Below are 17960 nucleotides of genomic sequence, written 5' to 3' on the forward strand. Positions count from 1 at the left end.
TGGGAGGGCGCCTCAGCGGGACGCAACCGCTTCCGTTTTAGGAGCTGCTACCGCAGGTGTGGCCTGCTCTTGCAGCACTTTACGCTCATAAATTTCCGACAACGCGCGCTTGTACTCGGTTGGGAAGACCTTGACGAACTTGCTGCGCGAAGCGGCCCAGTTGTCCAGGATGTCGCGGGCACGGCGCGAGCCGGTCCAGCGGCTGTGGTCTTCCAGCAGCTTCTTGAGCTGCTCTTCGTCGGTCTGGCCACGGTGCCAGGTGCCACGGCCCACGCTGGCGATCTGCTCCTCGGCCGGCAGGATGCGCTCCAGCGACACCATGGAGAGGTTGCAGCGCGAGTCGAAGCGGCCGTCTTCGTCGTAGATGTAGGCCACGCCGCCGCTCATGCCCGCCGCGAAGTTGCGGCCGGTCTTGCCCAGCACCACCACGGTGCCGCCCGTCATGTACTCGCAGCCGTGGTCACCCACGCCTTCGACCACGGTGGTGGCCCCCGACAGGCGCACCGCAAAGCGCTCGCCCGCCACGCCGGCGAAGAACGCCTCGCCGCTGGTGGCACCGAACATGACGGTGTTGCCGACGATGGTGTTGGCCGAGGCCTCGCCCCGGAACTCGTGGCTGGGGCGCACGATGACGCGGCCGCCCGACAGGCCCTTGCCGGTGTAGTCGTTGGCCTCGCCCGTCAGGTTCAGCGTGATGCCCTTGCACAGGAAGGCGCCGAACGACTGACCGCCCGTGCCCTCGAAGTGGATGCGGATGGTGTCTTCCGGCAGGCCCTCGGGGTGTGCCTTGGTGACCGCGCCCGACAGCATGGCGCCGACGGAACGGTTCACGTTCTTGGCCACTTCCATGATGCGCACGCTCTCGCCGCGCTCGATGGCGGGGCGGCAGCGCTCGATCAGCTTCACGTCCAGCGCCTGGTCCAGCTTGTGGTCTTGCGACTCGACATGGAAGCGCGGCACATCGGCAGCGACTTGCGGCTGGGCAAACAGGCGCGAGAAGTCCAGGCCCTGCGCCTTCCAGTGCTGCAGGCCCTTGCGCATGTCGAGCAGGTCGGTGCGGCCAATGAGGTCGTCGAACTTGCGAATGCCCAGCTGCGCCATGATCTGGCGCGCCTCTTCGGCAACGAAGAAGAAGTAGTTCACCACGTGCTCGGGCTTGCCCGAGAACTTGGCGCGCAGCACCGGGTCTTGCGTGGCCACGCCCACCGGGCAGGTGTTCAGGTGGCACTTGCGCATCATGATGCAGCCCTCGACCACCAGCGGCGCGGTGGCGAAGCCGAACTCGTCGGCGCCCAGCAGCGCGCCGATGACCACGTCGCGGCCGGTCTTCATCTGGCCGTCGGCCTGCACGCGGATGCGGCCGCGCAGGCGGTTGAGCACCAGGGTCTGCTGGGTTTCGGCCAGGCCGATTTCCCACGGAGAGCCGGCGTGCTTGATGGACGACCAGGGCGAGGCGCCGGTGCCGCCGTCATGGCCAGCGATCACCACATGGTCGCTCTTGCATTTGGCCACACCGGCCGCGATGGTGCCCACGCCCACTTCGGACACCAGCTTGACCGAGATGTCGGCGTGCGGAGCCACGTTCTTCAGGTCGTGGATGAGCTGCGCCAGGTCTTCGATGGAGTAGATGTCGTGGTGCGGCGGCGGCGAGATCAGGCCCACACCCGGCACGGAGTGGCGCAGCTGGCCGATGTAGTCGGACACCTTGCCGCCAGGCAGCTGGCCACCTTCACCGGGCTTGGCGCCCTGCGCCATCTTGATCTGGATCTGGTCGGAGGACGACAGGTACTCGGCCGTCACACCGAAGCGGCCCGATGCCACCTGCTTGATCTTGGAGCGCAGGGAGTCGCCATCGCGCAGCGCGATGTCGCTCTCGACCTTGTCGGCCCCGATGATCGACGCCAGGCTTTCGCCCTGCACGATCGGGATGCCCTTGAGCTCTTTGCGGTAGCGCGCCGGGTCTTCGCCGCCTTCGCCGGTGTTGCTCTTGCCGCCGATGCGGTTCATGGCCACGGCCAGGGTGGCGTGCGCTTCGGTGGAAATCGAGCCCAGCGACATGGCGCCGGTGGCAAAACGCTTGACGATCTCGGCGGCGGGCTCCACCTCTTCCACGGCAATGGCCTGGGCCGGGTCCACCTTGAACTCGAACAGGCCGCGCAGCGTCATGTGGCGCTTGCTCTGGTCGTTGATGAGCTGGGCGTACTCCTTGTAGGTGCTGAAGTTGCCCGAACGGGTGGAGTGCTGCAGCTTGGCAATGGCGTCGGGCGACCACATGTGCTCTTCACCGCGGGCACGCCAGGCGTACTCGCCCCCGGCGTCCAGCATGGTGGCCAGCACCGGGTCGTTGCCGAAAGCGGCCACGTGGTTGCGAATGCCTTCTTCGGCGATCTCGAACACGCCAATGCCTTCCACGCGGCTGGCGGTGCCGGTGAAGTACTTGTCCACGGTGTCGCTGTTCAGGCCCACGCACTCGAACAGCTGCGCGCCGCAGTAGCTCATGTAGGTGGACACGCCCATCTTGGACATGATCTTCGACAGGCCCTTGCCCACCGCCTTGACATAGTTGTAGATGGCCTTGTCGGCCGACAGCTCGCCACTCAGGTCCTTGTGCATGTCCACCAGCGTTTCCAACGCCAGGTAGGGGTGCACGGCCTCGGCGCCATAGCCGGCCAGCACGGCGAAGTGGTGCACTTCGCGCGCAGTGCCGGTTTCCACCACCAGGCCCGCGCTGGTGCGCAGGCCCTCACGCACCAGGTGCTGGTGGATGGCCGACAGGGCCAGCAGCGCCGGAATGGCGACCTGCGTGGCCGAGAGGTTGCGGTCGCTGACGATCAGGATGTTGGCGCCGCCCTTGATCTGGTCCACGGCCTGCGCGCACAGCGACGCCAGCTTGGCTTCCACGCCCTGCTTGCCCCAGGACAGCGGGTAGGTGATGTCGATGGTGGCGCTCTTGAACTTGCCGTGCGAGAACTTCTCGATCTGGCGCAGCTTGGCCATGCCCTCGAAGTCCAGCACCGGCTGGTGCAGCTCCAGGCGCATCGGCGGGTTGATCTGGTTGATGTCCAGCAGGTTGGGCTTGGGGCCAACGAAGGACACCAGGCTCATCACGATGGCTTCGCGGATGGGGTCGATCGGCGGGTTCGTCACCTGCGCGAACATCTGGCGGAAGTAGTTGTACAGCGGCTTGTTCTTGTCCGACAGCACGGCCAGCGGGCTGTCGTTGCCCATGGAGCCGATGCCTTCCTCGCCGTTCTTGGCCATGGGGGCCAGCAGGAACTTGATGTCTTCCTGCGTGAAGCCGAAGGCCTGCTGGCGCTCCAGCAACGGCAGCTGCGAGGCGGCCGGTGCCTGGAAGTCGGCCGGCACTTCCACCTGGTCGAGCTTGATGCGCAGGTTCTCGATCCACTGCTTGTAGGGCTTGGTGTTGACGATGTTGGCCTTGAGCTCGTCGTCTTCGATCAGGCGGCCCTGCTCCAGGTCGATCAGCAGCATCTTGCCGGGCTGCAGGCGCCACTTGCGCACGATCTTGCCGTCCGGCACGGGCAGCACGCCCGCTTCCGACGCGAGGATCACCAGGTCGTCTTCGGTGACCACGTAGCGCGAGGGGCGCAGGCCGTTGCGGTCCAGCGTGGCGCCGATTTGGCGGCCGTCGGTGAACACGATGGAGGCCGGGCCGTCCCAGGGCTCGATCATGGCGGCGTGGTACTCATAGAAGGCGCGACGGCGCTCGTCCATGGCCTCGTGCTGCTCCCAGGGCTCGGGGATCATCATCATCACGGCCTGGCTGATGGGGTAGCCAGCCATGGTCAGCAGCTCCAGGCAGTTGTCGAACGTGGCGGTGTCGGACTGGCCGGCGAAGCTGATGGGGTAGAGCTTCTTCAGGTCTTCGCCCAGCACGGGCGAGGCCATCACGCCTTCGCGTGCCAGCATCCAGTTGTAGTTGCCGCGCACGGTGTTGATTTCCCCGTTGTGCGCCACGTAGCGGTAGGGGTGGGCCAGCGGCCACTCGGGGAAGGTGTTGGTGGAGAAGCGCTGGTGCACCAGGCCGATGGCGGAGACACAGCGCGTGTCGGCCAGGTCGAGGTAGTACACGCCCACCTGGTCGGCCAGCAGCAGGCCCTTGTAGACCACGGTGCGGCTGCTCATGCTGGGCACGTAGTACTCTTTGCTGTGCTTGAGCCCCAGGGCCTGGATGGCGGCGCTGGCGGTCTTGCGGATGACGTACAGCTTGCGCTCCAGCGCGTCCTGCACGATCACGTCGGTGCCACGGCCGATGAACACCTGGCGCAGGATGGGTTCCTTTTCCTGCACGGTGGGCGACATGGGCATGTCGCGGTTCACCGGCACATCGCGCCAGCCCAGCAGCACCTGGCCTTCGGCCTTGATGGCGCGCTCCATCTCCTGCTCGCAGGCCATGCGGCTGGCATGTTCCTTGGGCAAAAAGATCATGCCCACGCCGTATTCGCCGGCCGGCGGCAGCTCCACACCCTGCTTGGCCATTTCTTCGCGGTACAGCTGGTCGGGGATCTGGATCAGGATGCCTGCGCCATCGCCCATGAGCTTGTCGGCCCCCACGGCACCGCGGTGGTCGAGGTTTTCCAGGATCTTCAGCGCGCCGGTGACGATGTCATGGCGCTTGTGCCCCTTGATGTGGGCAACAAAGCCCAGGCCACAGGCATCGTGTTCGTTGCTGGAGGCATACAGGCCGTGCTTTTGCAGATGCTGGATTTCGGTTGCCGTTGTCATGGGGCTTTCCTTAGTGAAAATTCTCAGAAACGCAGCGTAATGCATCAACCCATGCACTGCAAGCATAATAATTAGGGTCAGATACAAATTAACTACCAAGCAGTTTCATCGCTTATTAATAAGGGACACATCAAATTCAGGAGCAGCTAGCGCTTTGTGTGAAAGGCCCTATGCCCTATTCGGTGGTTTTTTCTTCAGCGCGCTCCGCCATGCGAGGACGTCCGGCACGCGCCTTGGCCACGCGGCGGCCGGTGCGTTGCTGCAACGCGGTCACGAATTCCGCCCCCCCCAGAACCCAGCCGGTGTGGGCCGCGCGGCCCAGTTGCTCGGCCATTTGTGTGCCAATGCCCGCCCGCACCAAGGCGGCATAGGCAGCCTCGCGCGCGAACGGCGTATTGCCCAACCCCCAAAGCAGCGCATGGGGCGTGACCAGCGGGTCTGCGCGCAAGCCCAGGCCATGGGCGTGGCTCGACCAGGGGTAATCGCCCGGCTGCTGCGCCAGTCCGGCGCGCACCGGGTTCCAGTCCATGTAAACCATGCAGGGCAGCAGGTAACGCTCGGGCTCCAGCACGGTGCAGCGGTAGCGGCCCTCCCACAGGGTGCCGGTACGCTGGTGGCGTTGGTTGAAGTAGCGCACGTAGTCACGCCCCACAGCCTGCATCATCGCGGGCAGGCCCTCGGCCGTGGCCGGCGTGGCGAGCAGATGGAAATGGTTGGGCATGAGCACGTAGGCATGCACCGCCACGCGGTGCTTGCGCGACTGGCTGGCCAGCAGCGCCAGCATGTGCTCGTAGTCCTGCGCATCGCGGAAGATGGCCTCGCGGTTGTTGCCCCGCTGCAGCGCGTGGTGCACGAAACCAGGAACGGTGAGACGGGGAAGGCGGGCCATGGCGCGATTGTCGCGTAGCGCGGCGCTATTTTTTCCAGAGCGGCTAGCGCTTACCATACCTTGGCTTCAGGGCAAAAAGAGCCTAAAACCCTCTCCTATCAAGCGCTAGAAGCTACGTTTTCAGGAGCAATCAGCGCCGCACCCCAGGCTTGCAGGCGTGCCACACGCGCCAGCCCAGCAGCAGCCCCAGGATGGACGCGTACACCGCGACCTCGCTGAAATCATTCTTGCCCGCACGCATCCAGAAGAAATGCAGCAGCGACAGGCCGGCCACCACGTACACGCTGCGGTGCAGCGCCCGCCAGCGCGCGCCCCCGAGCCAGCGCATAGCCCCCTGGAACGATGTGGCGGCCAGCAGCGCCAGCAGCACCAGCGCCAGGGTGCCGACGAGGATGAACGGCCGCTTGGCGATGTCGTGCAGCATCTCAGCCAGCTCCAGCCCCATGTCGAACCATGCGTAGGCCAGCAGATGCAGCAGCGCATAGAAGGCCACGAACAGCCCCAGCATGCGCCGAAAGCGTGCCAGTTGCGGCGTGGCGGTGAGCACACGCAGGGGCGTCACGGCCAGCGCCAGGCACAGGAAGCGCAGCGTCCAGCGCCCGAGCGCACGCTCCAGCGCCTCGGCCGGGTTGGCGCCCAGCTGGTCGGTAAACGCCGCCGTGACAAGCCAGGCCAGCGGCCACAGGCAGAGCACAAACAGCACGGGCTTGGCCCAGGGGCGCTGCAGCGCCGCACGCAACACCGGCAGCCCCGCCATTCAATAGAACTTCTGCAGATCCATGCCCGCGTACAGCTGGCCGACCTGGGCTTCATAGCCGTTGAACAGGAGCGTCTTGCGGCGCTTGGCGAACAGGCCGCCCTCGCCAATGCGGCGCTCGGTGGCCTGGCTCCAGCGTGGGTGGTCAACCTGCGGGTTGACGTTGGAATAGAAGCCGTACTCGTTGCGCGCGGCCTTGTTCCAGGCGGTCGCGGGCTCCTTCTCGGTGAAGCGGATCTTGACGATGCTCTTGGCGCTTTTAAAGCCGTACTTCCAGGGTACGACGAGGCGCACGGGTGCGCCGTTCTGGTGCGGTAGCACCTCGCCATACATGCCGAAGGCCAGCAGCGTGAGCGGGTGCATGGCTTCGTCCATGCGCAGACCCTCGGTATAGGGCCAGTCGAGCACGCGGGAGCTCACGCCGGGCATGGTGGCCTTGTCGGCAAGGGAGACGAACTCCACGTACTTGGCGCTGCCCAGGGGCTCGACGCGCCGGATCAGCTGGGCCAGCGAGTACCCCACCCACGGGATGACCATGGACCACCCTTCAACGCAGCGCAGGCGGTAGACGCGCTCCTCCTGCGCACTGAGGCGAATCAGGTCGTCGATACCCCATGTGCCAGGCTTCTTGACCAGGCCTTCGACCTCCACCGTCCAGGGCCGGGTCTTGAGCGTGTGGGCGTTGCGCGCGGGGTCGGACTTGTCGGTGCCGAACTCGTAGAAGTTGTTGTAGCCCGTCGCGTCCTGGTAGGCGGTGGCGTTTTCCATGGTCACCGCGCCATCGACGGCCGACCGAGCGCCCGGCAGGGGTGCCAGCTTGCCAGGCGGCGTGGCGGCGGCCAGCGCATCGCGCGCGGCCCAGGCGGCCAGGGTGGCGCCGGCGGCGCCGCCAGCCAACTGGCGCAGCAAGGTGCGGCGGCTTTCATAAACGGCACGCGGGGTAATTTCGCTGCCTTGCGGGTGGACAAAACCTGTATCGCGGCGAGGTATCAGCATGGGTGGGCGCTCGGTGTGGTGTCTGGTGTGATGGTAGAGACACCCTGCCACCCCTGTGGTTCCGGGGATTTACGCCCCCACGCCGCGGCTGAACGCCCGTTCAGGCGCCCTGCGGCACGCCGAAGCGTGGGCCCAGCGCTTCAAGCAAGCCAAATTCCGCCAGGATGGCGCGCAGCCGCTCGGCGGCGCTGCGCTTTTTCTGGCCGGTGTAGCGCGCGATGATGAGCTCGTTCTTCATGCTGTGCTCCCAGCCCACCAGCTCGGTCACGGTCACCTGGTAGCCACTGGCTTCCAGATACAGGCAGCGCAGCACGTTGGTCAGTTGGCTGCCCAGTTCGCGCGTGTGCAAGGGGTGGCGCCACAGTTCGGCCAGCGGCGTGCGCGCCAGCTGCAGCGCCTTGGTCTGGCGCAGGCAGGCGGCCACTTCGGCCTGGCAGCAGGGCACCAGCACCATGGCGCGGGCGCGCTTTTGCAGGCCGAAGGCAATGGCGTCGTCAGTGGCGGTGTCGCAGGCGTGCAGCGCGGTCACGATGTCGAAGCGCTCGGGCATGGCCGCGAGCTGGGCCGACTCGGCCACCGACATGTTCAGGAAACGCATGCGCTCGAAGCCCAGCGTGGCGGCCAGCTTCTGCGACGCCTCGACCAGCGGCGCGCGAGTCTCGATGCCGTAGATGCTGCCGCGCCCGAGCGCGCGGAAGTACAGGTCGTACAGGATGAAGCCGAGGTAGGACTTGCCCGCGCCATGGTCGGCCAGCACCGGCGCATGGCCGTCGGCGGACAGTTCCTGCAGCAGCGGCTCGATGAACTGGAACAGGTGGTAGACCTGCTTGAGCTTGCGGCGCGAGTCCTGGTTGATGCGCCCATCGCGCGTGAGGATGTGCAGCGCCTTGAGCAGCTCCAGCGATTGCCCGGGGCGCAGCTCCAGCTGCTCGGCCACCGAAGGCGCAGGCGCGCCCGTGCCGCCGCGCGCGGTGCGGCCAGCGCCCTTCACTGCCCGCCCGCCTTGGCGCCGGTGACGGGGCAGCGCGGCCCCACGTCGAGCGCAGCCCAGCCTTGCGCGCCGAGTTCGCCCAGCACCTGCATGTTGCGCTCGTAGATGGTTTCGGCCTCGGGGAAGGCTTCCACGGCCTGGTCGATGCTGTCCTCGCGCAGCAGGTGCAGCGTGGGATAGGGCGCGCGGTTGGTGGCATTGGTGACGTCGTCCTCGGCCGTGCCGTCGAACTGGAAGCGCGGGTGGAACGACGCGACCTGCAGGATGCCGCCCAGATCCATGGCCTCCACCAGTTCGTCCACCAGTTCCAGGAAGTCGTTGAAGTCGAGGAAATCCTCCAGGCACTGCGGCGCCATGAGCAGCGTGGTGTCGCGCTTGGCGGGCGAGATCTCGGCCAGGGCCTCCAGCTCACGCTGCAGGTCTTCGAGCAGGCCGCGCGCGTCCGTGGCCTCGCTCACCACGTAGTGGATCTGCCCCTTGGTGTGTACGCCCTTGGCGAACGGGCACAGATTGAGCCCGATGACGGCACGCTCCAGCCAGCGCACGGTGTCCGCGATGACGGTTTCAGGGGGGAATTCAGCGGAAGTGGACATGGCGCAGGCAAGTGGAGGAAAGGGGCCGATTTTACCGGGCACACCCTCTGCCCCTGCGCCCTTCGCCGGCCTACATCAGCAACTGCTGGCCGGTGATACGGGCGTGCTCGCTGGCCGCGTAGCGGTCGGTCATGCCGGCGATGAAATCGGCCACCACGCGGGCACGGGCACTGTCGCCGTCGCTGGCCTGGGCACGGGCAGCGAAGGCAGGCTTCATCTGCGCGGGCTGGGCCAGGTACGCCGCGAACAGCTCGCGCACCACCTGCTGCGCGCGCGCCGTGGTGGCCATGACCTGCGGGTGCCGGTACAGGTTGCGAAACAGGAAGCGCTTGAGCCCCAGCGACTGCTCGCGCATGGCGGCGCTGAAGCACACCAGCGCGGGGGCGACGCGCACGTCGTCCACCTGCTGCGGGTTGGCCTGGGCCAGCGCCTGCCGCGTGGCGTCGATCACGTCGTACACCTGGTCGCTGAGCATGCGCCGGATGGCCTCGTACAGCAGGCGCCGCGGCGCGCGCGCCAGCGCCGGATGGTCCACCAGCGCCTGGGCGCGGTAGCGCTCGAACAGGGGCACTTCCTGCAACTGCTCCAGCGTGAGCAACCCGGAGCGCACGCCATCGTCGATGTCGTGCGCGTTGTAGGCGATTTCGTCGGCCAGATTGCACAGCTGCGCCTCCAGGCTTGGGCGCTGCCCGAGCAGAAAGCGTTGCCCCACCCCACCAGGCTCGCGCACCTGCAGCAGCTCGGCATTGGCACGCGAACAGTGCTTGAGGATGCCTTCGCGCGTCTCGAAGGTCAGGTTCAGCCCGTCGAACGCAGGGTAGCGCTCCTCGAGATGGTCTACCACGCGCAGGCTCTGCAGGTTGTGCTCGAAGCCACCATGGCCTTCCATGCAGGCATTGAGCGCATCCTGCCCGGCATGGCCGAAAGGGGTGTGGCCCAGGTCGTGCGCCAGGGCGATGGTTTCGACCAGGTCTTCGTTCAGCCCCAGCGAGCGCGCGATGGAGCGCCCGAGCTGCGCCACCTCCAGCGAGTGCGTGAGGCGGGTGCGGAACATGTCGCCTTCGTGGTTCAGGAACACCTGGGTCTTGTAGACCAGACGCCGGAATGCGGTGGAGTGGACGATGCGGTCGCGGTCACGCTGGTAGTCGGTGCGCGTGGGCGCCACGGGCTCGGGGTAGCGGCGCCCGCGCGAGCGCGCGGGGTGGCAAGCGTAGGCAGCAAGCGTGTTCATCGGGGCAGCCTCAGGGCAATGGTTTGATGGTCAAATCGGCCTCAAAGCCTTATGAGATAAGCGCTAGCAGCTATTATTTAAGGAGCGCAACAGGCGTCAATCACTTCACGCACCAGGGCGTCGGGGGCAGCGAGCACGCAGGCTTGGCCGGGGCCGTCGATGAGGACGAAGCGGATTTCGCCGGCTTCGGCCTTTTTGTCCACGCGCATCAGCTCCAGGTAGCGGCCAGCGTTGTCTTGGGCGTCGAGGATGGCGCCGCGCACGGGCAAGCCCGCACGGGCAATCAAGGTGGTGAGGCGCTGCACAAACGCAGCATCCACCAGCCCCAGGCGCTGCGACAGGTGCGCGGCCATCACCATGCCTGCCCCCACGCCTTCGCCATGCAGCCACTGGCCGTAGCCCATGCCCGCTTCAATGGCGTGGCCAAAGGTGTGGCCAAAGTTCAAGATGGCGCGCAGGCCCGCTTCGCGCTCGTCGCTGCCCACCACGGCGGCTTTGATTTCACAACTGCGGCGCACCGCATGGGCCAGGGCGGTGCGATCGCGCGCCACCAGGGCGTCGATATGCTGCTCCAGCCAGTCAAAGAAGGCCATGTCGGCAATGGGGCCGTATTTGATGACTTCGGCCAGCCCGGCGCTGAGTTCGCGCGGCGCCAAAGTGTCGAGCGCCTCCAGGTCGCACAGCACGCGCTGGGGCTGGTAGAAGGCGCCGACCATGTTTTTGCCCAGCGGGTGGTTGATGGCGGTTTTGCCGCCCACCGAGGAGTCCACCTGCGCCAGCAGCGTGGTGGGCAGTTGCACAAAGGGCACGCCACGCATGTAGCAGGCGGCAGCAAAGCCGGTGATATCGCCCACCACACCACCGCCCAAGGCGAACAGCACGGTTTTGCGATCGCAGCCGTGCTGCAACAGGGCATCAAAAATCAGGTTCAGGGTGGGCCAGGTTTTGTGCTCTTCACCATCGGGCAGACGCACTTCATGCACCTGGGCGTACTGGCCTTGCAGCGCGGTGCGCACGCGCTCGGCGTACAAGGGCGCGACGGTGGTGTTGCTGACCAGCAAGGCCGCACTGGCGCGCGGCAAACCGGCGTAGCTGGCGGCATCGCCCAGCAGGCCGATACCAATGTGAATGGGGTAGCTGCGCTCGCCCAGGTCAATGCCCAGGGTGTGAAGAAGGTGGCTCATGGGGGAGTTGAGAGAGGCTCTAGGGAGTATCAGAAGAAGGCGCGGTGGCAGCCCCTACTGTAGCGGCGCCAGCGGCGGGCGTGGCGGCCCACTGCAGCTGGTCGAGCTGCATGGTCATCAGGTTCACCACGGCGTGGGCCGTGCCATGGCCTGCATCGACCACGCTGTGCGCCACTTCGCGGTACAGCGGATCGCGCTGGGCGTACAGGTCGCGCAGGCGCTGCAAGGGGTTGGCCACTTGCAGCAGCGGGCGCTTGGTGTCGTGGCGCACACGGCGCCAAATTTCATCGGGGGTAGCGCGCAAATAAAACACCTGCGCCGCCGTGCGCAGGAGCGCGCGGTTCGCACTGCGCAACACCGCGCCGCCGCCCGTGGCCAACACACCGTGCGCGCCACCTGCCAGCAACTCAGCCAACACGTTTTGCTCGACATCGCGAAATGCCTCTTCGCCATGGCTATCGAAATAGCTGCGAATCGTGCATCCCAAATGTTGCTCGATGCGCTGGTCCGCATCGACAAAGTCCAACTGCAACCTGCGCGCCAGCAAGCGCCCAATGGTCGATTTGCCGCAACCCGGCATGCCAACGAGAACGATCATAAAAACAGGGCAAAAAAATCCCCGGACGGGCCGGGGATAGGGAGGAAATTCAACCGTCGGGCAGAAGGCCCACCCGACGGGAAAATGCTTCAGGTATCAAGCTTCATTTCATGTTACGGGCTGACCGTGACGAGAATATCTACCCGACCTGCTGCTACATCACGGACAGTGACCGTCGCCGAACCCACAGCCAAGCCCGTGATGCTGAAACCGTTTTGACTGGACAAAACCACACGGGCTACAGCAGGGTTGCTCGACTCAACGGTATACGGTTGCACGCCACCGCTAATTGAGTAAGTGCGCGAGCTACCAAGCAACACCGAAGTAGCAGGCCCTGCGGTTGTCGTAAACCCAGAAGAGGCTGGACAAACGCCAGGCATACCAGAACCGTTATCACGGATGCTCATCACGCTGGTGGCAAAGGCACCACCGGAATCCACTACGGTCAAGGTAACGTCAAACTTCTCCCTGGGAAGGTAGTTGCCACTGCTATCGACAGGGTTGATACAGCGATTGCCTCGAGTCCCCAAACCAACCGTGAACTCACTGCTATTCACCTGCACACTGGACAGGGTCAGATCACTCGTCAGCGCTCGGTAAGGAGGTGTGCCACCGAACACCGTCAAGGTGATTGCTTGTAGTTCATCTTCACCCACTTCAAACGCAGTCGGTGCAAAGCGCAACGAGGCTGTTTGTGCCTGGTTCACTTTCACCGGAATCTCCAGTGTCTGCCCCTTAGCATCTGTAACTACCAATGTGGTTTCACCCGCTTGCAACAGCGTGGCCACCACCTGATGAGCCACTACCGGCACTTGTACAGAGGCAATGCTGGGGTTAGACACCACCACACTGTAAGGGGCAGTACCGTTTTGCAGCAGGAAGCGCAGTGTTTCGGAGACAGCACCTGTTGCAGAAGCGGGCAATGAAGTCATGGGCTCAACAGGCGGCGGTGCAGAGGTGACGGTGACAGGAATCACCACACTGCGTGTAGCGTCTGCTTGGTCGCGCACCGTCACGGTAGCGCTACCAGCAGTGGTACCAGCAGTCACCGTCAGCTTGCTGCCGTTCAATACTGCCGTTGCAACAGCCGAATTGCTCACTGCAAAATCGTACTTACCCGAACCACCGCTGAGCAGCACATCAGCAGACGCACCAGTACTCAGGTTCAACGACTGCGGCGATGCTGTCACCGGCGGTGTTCCCGGCGTGGTGTCAGAGACGACGGTCACTGGCAGGGTTGCCACTTTGGATGTGTCTGATTGGTCGCGCAGCGTAATGATGGCGCTGCCCGTGCGGTTGCCAGCGGTGACCACCATAACAACACCAGTCGCCGTTGCCGTGGCAACTGCGGGGTTGTCAGAGGACACCACATACCTTCCTGAGCCGCCCTCAATTGCCAGTTGCATGCTTGCACCGACACGCACTTGGGCTGTGGCTGGCAATATGGTGAGCTTGCCGCAACTACCGTTATCCAGAATGGTAACAACAGCAGTCCCAACAGATTTGTTTTCGTCCACCACCGTCAGGGTGACTTCAGTATCGCCATTTACGCAGCGGCTGCCACGGGTACCTGTATCCAAAGTCACATTGCTGCGGGTGGCACAACCGGGTACCGTCGCCTGCATGAAAGAGGGATCAGAGGTGAAGACACAGGTGGCACCCACAGCACCAAAAATGCCGAACTGAATGGGCTGGGTGTCACTTTCGGAAATCACTACAGCATTGGGTGCAAGGCGGATAGAGGTAGTTGCCGTGTTAATTTCGACTTCAATCTTGACAATCTGCCCTGCAGCATCCATCACAGAAACATCTAACTTGGATGCCAAATTTCCCTTGATACGTAATTCATCACCAACAATGGTGGCGGTGATGGCCGCAGGGATACCACCAGCAACGCGGTAAGGTGGCTGACCACCTGAAAGCTTGGCCACAGCCTCAAGGCCCACAGGGATGGTCAACTTATCAGGGGATATACGCAGTTCAGGGGAACCCACCTCTAATGCAATCGAGAGTTCCTCACCAGCAGCATCGCGGATTTTGATGGTGGTAGAGCCCTTAGCTACCCCTGTGACACGCCATTGGGTATCGCTCAACATACGCACCAGAGCGACGTTGCTGTCGCCACCCTCTACGGTATAAGGAGCGCCACCGCCACCCACCCAGAAAGTGCGCGCTGCGTCAGCACCGACACCAACCGTCAAACTACCCGGTGCGGTGGTGTAGAGAGGAATGCTAGAGCCGACTTTGACGTTAATGGCTACAGAGATACCGCTGTTGTCGAAGACCCTCACCTCAGTGGCCCCTGCAGAAACGGCACCAATCGTCAGGATATCACCGCTGATTTGCCCAACTGCAACAGCTTGATCCATGTTACCAACACGATAAGGAGGCACACCACCAGTCACTTGGTAATTGCGTGCGGCCCCCACCGGAAGGACTACTTCACTACCAGCAGTTGTCACCAAGAAAGGTTGATTCGGATTTCCACCCGAGCTCCCCCCCCCTCCTCCACAAGCCACTAATGTAGCTATAGCAAATAAGGCAATTAAATATTTAAATATATTTTTCATCACAACCTCAAAAAAACATCACCACCATTTTTAATTTGCAGCGACGCGATCGGTCACAACCTTGGGCGTCACAAAAATCAACAATTCACGCTTCTCTGCCTCTTTGGTTTGACTCTTGAAAAGATTCCCCACCACAGGCACATCGCCCAGCACAGGAACCTTGTTTTCCGTGTTGGTTTCTTCCATTTCAAAAACACCGCCAATAGCCACAGTTCCGCCGTTCTCAACCAGCACCTGCGTCTGCACATGGCGCGTATTCACCGAAATACCCCATGGCGTAATATCACCACGGTTATCTCGCGTGATATCAAGATCCATAATAATATTTCCCTCGGGCGTGATTTGCGGCGTCACCTCCAGCTTCAATACAGCCTTCTTCCACAAGATTTTGTAAGTATTATTCTCAAACGCCTGCGTCGGAAACTCGTTACCCTGCTCAATAATCGCCTTTGTTTGATCCGCCGTAATCAACCGCGGGCTAGAAATCACCTTACCTTTACCATCCGCCTCCATTGCAGACAGTTCCAGCGTGAGGAATCTATTGGCAGCAGAATTAAAAATAGAGAGCGCAAAAGAGGCGGCCGTAGGAACACTCGAAAGCGTCGCCGGCAAGTTCACAAAATTGCCTTGCGGATTGGTAGTGCCACCTGCTCCACTAGAACCTACGGCATTGCCGTAATCCGTACCCCACGCAACCCGGTTACCACCGTTACCAAGCGCATAGCCTCCATCGCCGCCACGGTTGGCGCGTAAGTCCGACGCACCCAGACGCACGCCCAACGAGCGGCCAAAAGTTTCTCGTGCCTCAACGATACGCGCCTCGATCAAAACCTGCCGAACCGGAATATCCAACTTAGCAAGGAGCGCCCTGATCTCTTCAAGTTTGCTTGGTGTATCCGTAACAAACAGCTGATTGGTGCGCGGCTCTGCAATTGCGGAGCCACGTTCAGTAAGAAAACGAACACGGTTACCACCAGTCGCCGAACCCGGCGCTGAAGCCGTCAAACGCAGAGCAAGGTCAGAAGCCTTGGCATAGTTCAGTTGAAATGCTTCCGTACGCAGGGGCTCAAGCTTTTGAATTGCTTGTATGGCCTCGTAATCCTTTTTTGCCCGCTCGTCAATTTCGTCTTTTGGGGCAATCCAGAGCACAGACCCTGTTTTGCGCATCCCCAAGCCCTTAGAGTCCATGACGATCTGCAGCGCTTGATCCCAAGGGACGTCCTTCAACCGCAAGGTCAAAGAACCCGTGACCGTATCGGACGTCACAATATTGAAGTTGGTAAAATCAGCGATTACCTGCAACAAAGAGCGAACTTCAATATTTTGAAAATTCAGTGACAGCTTTTCACCATTAAAACCTGGTCCCTGGGTAAGCTTATTGAGGTCAACCTTCTTCTGCCGCACCTCTACCACAAATTGGGTGTCACTTTGGTAGGCGTTGTGCTCCCACTCTCCCGCAGACTCCACATGCATCCGCACCCTGTCGCCCTGCTGCGCCGTGGTGACCACTTGCACAGGGGTACCAAAGTCCGCCACATCCAATTTACGGCGCAGCCCTTCAGGCAAAGAAGAGTGCAGAAAATCGACAACCAACCCCTTGCCTTCTTGGCGCAAGTCAACTCCGACCTGGCTATTGGGAAGATTGACCACGATACGCCCTGCGCCATCGGGACTGCGACGGAAATCGACGTCACGCAAAGGCAAAGTCTCGTTATTGCCATCCTGGGCAAACAGCGTGCCAACCCGCGTTGCCGTCGATGCACTCGCAGTGCTGGCTACAGGATCCAAAATGATCAGCAACACTTTGCCTTGCAATTCAGCCTTGTACGAAGTCGGCTGTTTCAAATTCAGTACAAGGCGGGCACGCTCGCCACCTTCAACGACGTTGATGGTTTTCAAGTTTCCCTGGTTGACATCCACCAAGGTCTTGCCCAGGGAGTTCGTTGCATTCGGGATATCCAAGGCGATGCGCGCAGGCGCTTGGATTGCAAAACCCGTGGGAAGCACACTCAAAGGCTCCGCCAACTCGACACGAACAATCTCCGTACCGCCTTGCAGTGCACCTGCAATAGACTGGATTTTATTCTGCGCCCACGCAGAAAAAGGCATTGCACCCAAGGCAAATAAACCAACGGCAGCAGCGCAGCGCGTAAGCATACGGCTTGTATTTTTATTGATCATTTTTTCCCCTCTTGCAAATCAAGCGTTGCCTGACGTTCCACCCAATCCCCGGATGCATCCTGAACGATTTCCCGGAGCTGGACTGCATTTTCGGTAATCTTCACAATCTTCCCGTAATTCAATCCAAGGTAGTTCCCAAGCTTCACGGGATAAATAAGGCCATCCACCTTCAACAAAGCAGTCGGCCCGCTCGCTTTGTCAAGATACCCGACCATAGCCATCGTATCCAGAGGAAATGCCTCCAACGGCTCCTTGCGGCGCGCCATCTCAGGTGCAATCAACGCAGCGTTCGAAGCAATCTGCGCTGAATCGCGTCGCAATGCTTGGGTCAGTCTTGCAGCAGCGAACGGATCCAGCGCCCCGTCACCGCCATACCCCTGCGGCTTAAAATCTTTAGGCTCCGTCAGCGGGGTAACCCGTGGCCGGGCAGCTGCCCGCTGTTCAGCAATCCATTCCTGCAGCTCCTCTTCTCCAGACGTCCCACAGGCTGTCAGCAGCGCCAGCAAACCGAAGAGCAAACTTACTTTAAAGAAGCGGTTCATTTCTTCTTCCCCTCAGTCGCTTTGCGCTGCGCTTGGATTTCTTCAGAATCCAAATATCGGAAGGTGCGTGCGGTGGCGTCCAAGGCCAGCATTCCCGAGGCATCTTTGGTTGTAGGTGCCAGCGATAAGTTATTGAGGGTAACGATGCGTGACAAATGGGCAATATCCGAGGCAAAAGCGCCAATGTCATGGTATTTACCCGTCACCCGGACGGCAATCGGCAATTCCGCATAATAGTCACGCACAACCACTTGCCCAGGGCGGAAGAGTTCAAATTGCAAGCTACGACCCAAGCCCGCTTGGTTGATATCGGAAAGCAATGCTGCCATTTCCGCCTTGCTGGGCAGCTGCTTTTCCAGTTGAATCACGTATTGCTGGATCTGCTCGCGCTGCTTCTTCAACAAGTCGAGGCTCACCGCTTTTTGTAGCTTCTTTTGGTAATCGTCTCGCAAGGTTGCTTCCTTGGCACGCTCCGCTTCCAGTTCTACTTCGTAATCAGACAGCAAAGTGAACCACAAAGCGGCAGCGACGCCAATCGCAATCATTGCGCACAAAAATACACGCGGAATGATGGGCCACAGTGATGGATCCTTAGGATCCAAATTTGTGAACTGGCGCTGCACTTGCTGCGCCAGTTCGGCCACATTGATAGAGGGAAGTTTGTCTTTCTTGGCCATGTATC

13 protein-coding genes are annotated in these 17960 nt (G+C 62.0%); all 13 read right to left on the bottom strand.

The genetic code is table 11. The features are described 5' to 3' along the window. Window positions 1-12 precede the first annotated feature (12 nt). A complete protein-coding gene (locus tag YS110_10860; protein UJB65213.1) occupies window positions 13-4746 on the bottom strand; it encodes a glutamate synthase subunit alpha in 4734 nt (1577 codons plus the stop codon). 175 nt (window positions 4747-4921) lie between these two features. Further along, window positions 4922-5635: a transposase gene (locus tag YS110_10865; protein ID UJB65214.1), complete on the bottom strand. Its 714-nt coding sequence runs from the start codon at window positions 5633-5635 to the stop codon at window positions 4922-4924. Window positions 5636-5765: 130 nt separating this feature from the next. Next, window positions 5766-6392 carry a sulfoxide reductase heme-binding subunit YedZ gene (locus YS110_10870; protein ID UJB65215.1) on the bottom strand — a complete coding sequence of 209 codons (627 nt, stop codon included), beginning with the start codon at window positions 6390-6392 and terminating at the stop codon, window positions 5766-5768. Then, the gene (gene msrP / locus YS110_10875; protein ID UJB65216.1) at window positions 6393-7388 is read right to left on the bottom strand and encodes a protein-methionine-sulfoxide reductase catalytic subunit MsrP; all 996 of its coding nucleotides are present in this window, start codon (window positions 7386-7388) and stop codon (window positions 6393-6395) included. It abuts the gene before it with no gap. Between the two features lie 100 nt (window positions 7389-7488). Continuing rightward, window positions 7489-8379 carry an SAM-dependent methyltransferase gene (locus tag YS110_10880; protein ID UJB65217.1) on the bottom strand — a complete coding sequence of 297 codons (891 nt, stop codon included), beginning with the start codon at window positions 8377-8379 and terminating at the stop codon, window positions 7489-7491. Next, on the bottom strand, window positions 8376-8972 hold the full coding sequence (locus YS110_10885) for a DUF1415 domain-containing protein (protein ID UJB65218.1): 597 nt from the start codon (window positions 8970-8972) through the stop codon (window positions 8376-8378). The genes YS110_10880 and YS110_10885 overlap by 4 nt, the downstream gene beginning before the upstream one ends. 70 nt (window positions 8973-9042) lie before the next feature. Continuing rightward, window positions 9043-10203, bottom strand: a complete 1161-nt coding sequence (locus YS110_10890; protein UJB65219.1) for a deoxyguanosinetriphosphate triphosphohydrolase — start codon at window positions 10201-10203, stop codon at window positions 9043-9045. 77 nt (window positions 10204-10280) lie between these two features. Further along, complete coding sequence (gene aroB / locus YS110_10895) at window positions 10281-11387, bottom strand: 3-dehydroquinate synthase (GenBank protein ID UJB65220.1); 1107 nt, start codon at window positions 11385-11387, stop codon at window positions 10281-10283. Between the two features lie 19 nt (window positions 11388-11406). Then, window positions 11407-11967, bottom strand: coding sequence for a shikimate kinase (locus tag YS110_10900; GenBank protein ID UJB67424.1), 561 nt, complete (start codon window positions 11965-11967; stop codon window positions 11407-11409). 131 nt (window positions 11968-12098) lie between these two features. After that, the gene (locus tag YS110_10905) at window positions 12099-14555 is read right to left on the bottom strand and encodes a pilus assembly protein N-terminal domain-containing protein (protein ID UJB65221.1); all 2457 of its coding nucleotides are present in this window, start codon (window positions 14553-14555) and stop codon (window positions 12099-12101) included. A gap of 30 nt (window positions 14556-14585) precedes the next feature. Beyond that, window positions 14586-16736 (bottom strand): type IV pilus secretin PilQ, encoded by a 2151-nt coding sequence (locus YS110_10910; GenBank protein ID UJB65222.1) that lies wholly within the window; start codon window positions 16734-16736, stop codon window positions 14586-14588. Next, entirely contained in the window at window positions 16733-17278 is a 546-nt protein-coding gene (locus tag YS110_10915; GenBank protein UJB65223.1) for a pilus assembly protein PilP, read from the bottom strand. Before YS110_10915 ends, YS110_10910 begins: the two co-directional genes overlap by 4 nt. Beyond that, on the bottom strand, window positions 17275-17955 hold the full coding sequence (locus YS110_10920) for a type 4a pilus biogenesis protein PilO (GenBank protein ID UJB65224.1): 681 nt from the start codon (window positions 17953-17955) through the stop codon (window positions 17275-17277). Before YS110_10920 ends, YS110_10915 begins: the two co-directional genes overlap by 4 nt. Between the last annotated feature and the right edge of the window lie 5 nt (window positions 17956-17960).

The sequence above is a fragment of the Acidovorax sp. YS12 genome (assembly GCA_021496925.1).
In the GTDB taxonomy this organism is placed as follows: Bacteria; Pseudomonadota; Gammaproteobacteria; order Burkholderiales; family Burkholderiaceae_C; genus Paenacidovorax.